This is a genomic window from Nocardia sp. No.11 (assembly GCF_038752175.1).
In the GTDB taxonomy this organism is placed as follows: domain Bacteria; phylum Actinomycetota; class Actinomycetes; order Mycobacteriales; family Mycobacteriaceae; genus Nocardia; species Nocardia canadensis.
The window spans coordinates 1-3,919 of the sequence record NZ_JBCGFB010000232.1; the positions used below are offsets into that span (position 1 = coordinate 1).

Here is a 3,919-nt window from a genome sequence, read left to right on the forward strand (position 1 = left end):
CGCCGGTGCCGCGGCGGCCGCCGGCCTCCCCGCGGCTGCCCGACTGCCCGGTGCGCGCGGTGCCGCCGCGGGTTCCCGCGGTTCGGTTCGCGCCGCTACGGGGCTGGTCGTTGCGTTTTCTTCGGTCCGGTGTGCCATCTCGGCGAGCGGAATTATTCATCTGTCCTGTCAATCGTCGGTGCCGAGGTCCATGTCGGACTCGGCCGGTTTATGCAGCCTGGTGAACCGTGGATCGGTCTCCAGGCTCTCGCTGATCTCGTCGATCAGGTCGACGCCGGGAAGCAGCGGCGCCAGCGGTGGCAGGTCGCCCAGTGAGGCGAGCCCGATCCGTTCGAGGAACAACTCGGTGGTGCGGTACAACGTGCCGTTGGTGTCGGGATCCTGACCCGCTTCCGCGATCAAGCCCCTGGCCAGCAGTGTGCGCATCACTCCGTCGACGTTCACCCCGCGAACCGCGCTGACCCTCGTCCGGGTCACCGGCTGGCGGTAGGCGATCACCGCCAAGGTCTCCAAGGCGGCCCGGGTGAGCTTCGTCCGGGCCCCGTCGAGCAGTACCCGCTCGACATAGGGCGCGTACTCCTGTCGAGTATAGAAGCGCCAGCCGTCACCGACGAAACGCAGGTCGATGCCACTGCCCCGGGCCGTCAGCTCCGCGGCCATCGCGCGCAGGGTGGCCTCGACCCGCTCGGAGGTGTCGTCCAGGGCCGCGGCCAGCTGTTCTACCGGCGCGGGAGCATCGACGACGAGCAACATCGCCTCGAGCGCCGAGCGCAGTTCCGCGTCCTCGAGCGGCTCGGAAGTGAACTCCGCCACTGCCTCGGTCATGCTGTGCCCTGCGGCCGCCGCCTGCGGGCCTGACCCGATCATCCGTAGTCCTCCTCGAACGTCAACGCCGCCGCTTCGGCGTCCGGATCCAGCTCCCCGAGCCAGCTCACGGCCAGCGGCCCGAGCGGATCGGGCTGGTCGAACGCGATGGTCTTGCCGCGATACAGCTCCAGCAACGCCAGGAACCGGGCGACGATTTCCACCGGGACGGTGCAATCGGCCACCAGTTCGGCGAAGGTCGTCCAGCCGCCGGGCCCGCGTTCCTTGAGCCGGGCCAGCACCAGCTCGGCCTGCTCGGCGACCGAGATGGTGTGCATGTGCAGATGCCCCAGACCGACCTGCGGAATCGGGCGCGGCCGGAACGCCGCCGCCGCGATCTCGGCGAACGCGCCGATGTCGACGCCGAGGGTCACCTCGGGCAACAGCCCCTCGAACTGTTCCTCGAGCGCCACCGAGCGCGGATACCGGCGCAGCGCGGCGGCTTCCAGCTCGGCGAGCAGTTCGGCCACCTGCTTGAACGCCCGGTACTGCAGCAGGCGGGCGAACAGCAGGTCGCGGGCGTCGAGCAGTTCCAGATCGTCGGCGTCGGTCATCTCGCCCGAGGGCAGCAGCCGGGCCGCCTTCAGGTCGAGCAGCGTGGCCGCGACGACGAGGAACTCGGTGGTCTGGTCGAGGATCTTGTCCGCGCGCAGCTTGGTGTTCTCGGCGAGCTCGGCGGTCAACGCTTTCGTGTAGGCGATGAACTCGTCGGTGACCTGATGCAGCGCGACCTCGGTGACATCGAGCTTGCGCGAGCTGATCAACGTCAGCAGCAGGTCGAACGGGCCTTCGAAGTTCTTCAGCCGCAGGTGGAACCCGGTGTTCTCGGCGGCGGGCGCCGCTTCTTGCTGAGCCTCGTGCACCTCGGGTATTGCGTCGATCACCGGCCCGACCGGTGGATGACTTCGCGTGCCATCGCCCGATACGACTCCGCGCCCGCCGATTTCGGGGCCCAGGTGGTGATCGGCTCGCCGGCGACGCTGGCGTCGGGGAACCGCACGGTGCGCGAGATCGCGGTGTCGTAGACCAGGTCACCGAAGACCTCCACCACGCGCGACATCACCTGACGGGAGTGCAGCAACCGGGCGTCGAACATGGTGACCACGATGCCGTACAGGCTCAGGCGCGGGTTGAGCCGGTCGCGCACCTTCTCGACGGTGTCGTTGAGCAGCGCGAGCCCACGCAGCGAGAAGTACTCGCATTCCATCGGGATGATCACCCCGTCGGAGCAGGCCAGCGCGTTGACGGTGAGCAGGCCGAGCGAGGGCTGGCAGTCGATGAGGATGTAGTCGTAGCGGTCGCGCACACCCGCGAGGGCCCGGCCCAGCGACTGCTCACGGCCCACCTCGTTGACCAGCTGGATCTCGGCCGCGGACAGGTCGATGTTGCTGGGTAACAGGTCCATCCCGTCGACCTTGGTGGTCTGCAGGACGTCGTCGACGCCTGCCTTCCCGCCGATCAGCAGGTTGTGCACGGTGAGGTCGAGATCGTGGTGGGCCACCCCGAGGCCCGCCGAGAGCGCGCCCTGCGGGTCGAGGTCGACGAGGAGCACGCGGCGGCCGTATTCGGCCAGGGCCGCACCGAGATTGATGGTCGAGGTGGTCTTGCCGACCCCGCCCTTCTGATTGCACATGGCCACCACCAGCGCGTCACCGTGACGCTGCACCTGCGGCGGTTCGGGTACCAGTCGCAGCGGGCGCCCGGTCGGGCCCATCTCGACGGCCTCGGCGACCTGATCCGGTCCACCGTCCCACGGTGTTTCCGCTGTCGTCACGATCCGCTGCTCCTTATACGTTTCCTACCGGTAACCCCTGTCGAGGGTAGCGAGGCCGATTCGGGACCGGCTCGCTTTCGTACGGTCCAGCTCTGGTGGTAGACGCTACCGCTCGGACCGGTGAGGTACAGCATGGCAACGCCGGGCGTGTTCGCACGATACCCGCCCGGCACGACCGCGCGGTGCCGGTTCACCTGGCCCGCGGATGGGCGGTGGCCCAGACCTCGCGCAGCGCGCTCACCGTCACGAGGGTGTAGATCTGCGTCGTCGTGACCGAGGCGTGCCCGAGCAGTTCCTGCACGACGCGCACATCGGCGCCGCCGTCGAGCAGGTGGGTGGCGAAGGAGTGCCGCAGGGTGTGCGGCGACACCGTCGCCCCGATCCCGGCGCGTTCGGCGGCGGTCTGCAACACCTGCCAGGCGCTCTGCCGGGACAGCCTGCCCCCGCGCGCGTTGAGGAAAAGGGCGCCGCCGGAACCCTTTCCGGCGGCGGCCAGGGACGGACGACCGCGCACCAGGTAGGCGTCGACCGCGGCGAGCGCCGGCCTGCCGATCGGCACGAGCCGCTGCTTGCCGCCCTTGCCGTGCAGCACCACGCACCGCTGCTCGGCGTCGAGGTCGTCGACGTCGAGACCGACCATCTCCGAGATCCGCGCCCCGGTGGAGTACAGCAGTTCCAGCAGCGCGCGGTCGCGCAGGCCACGCGGACCACCGTCGGCACCGCCCGAATCACCGTCGCCGCCCGCGGCTTCGAGAACGCGCAGCACCTGGTCGTAGGGCAGCGCCTTCGGCAGCCGCCGACCCGGCGCGGGCGGTTTCACCGCGTGCGCCACGTCGGTCTCGGTGATGCCCTCGGCGGCGGCGAACCGGTGCAGGCCACGCACCGCGATCAAGGCCCTGGCCACGGACCCGGCGGCCAGCGGCGGATGATCCGGCCCACCCGACCGCAACGCCATGGTGAACTCCGCGACGTCGCCCTGCGCGACCGCACCGAGATCGGCGATGCCGCGACCGGACAGGAAGGTGCGGTAGCGAGCCAGGTCGCGCCGGTAGGCGCCGAGGGTGTTGCGCGCGGCTCCGCGCTCGACCGCCAAGTGGTCGAGGTAGGCGTCGATCTCCCGCGCGAGCACGCCCGATGCCGCCTAGTCCCCGCCGACCACCGGGGCGGGCAACGTCGTGGTCCTCACGCGCCGCTCCCGGACCGCGCCTCGGCGGCCTTGCGCCGCAGGAACGCGGTCGGCTGACCCGGCCACGGCGCGTCGGCGGGGCGCAACGGCACCGC

General features: G+C 70.4%; 4 protein-coding genes. All 4 read right to left on the minus strand.

Going from position 1 to position 3,919, the window contains the following annotated elements; translation table 11 throughout:
- Positions 1 to 168 precede the first annotated feature (168 nt).
- Positions 169 to 825 (minus strand): SMC-Scp complex subunit ScpB, encoded by a 657-nt coding sequence (gene scpB, locus V8688_RS31555; RefSeq protein ID WP_342802340.1) that lies wholly within the window; start codon positions 823 to 825, stop codon positions 169 to 171.
- A 38-nt stretch (positions 826 to 863) separates the two neighbouring features.
- Complete coding sequence (locus tag V8688_RS31560) at positions 864 to 1,736, minus strand: segregation/condensation protein A (protein ID WP_308248326.1); 873 nt, start codon at positions 1,734 to 1,736, stop codon at positions 864 to 866.
- A gap of 8 nt (positions 1,737 to 1,744) precedes the next feature.
- Positions 1,745 to 2,578, minus strand: coding sequence for a ParA family protein (locus V8688_RS31565; protein WP_255586654.1), 834 nt, complete (start codon positions 2,576 to 2,578; stop codon positions 1,745 to 1,747).
- A 250-nt stretch (positions 2,579 to 2,828) separates the two neighbouring features.
- Positions 2,829 to 3,767, minus strand: coding sequence for a site-specific tyrosine recombinase XerD (gene xerD / locus V8688_RS31570; protein ID WP_316574142.1), 939 nt, complete (start codon positions 3,765 to 3,767; stop codon positions 2,829 to 2,831).
- Positions 3,768 to 3,919: the final 152 nt, after the last annotated feature.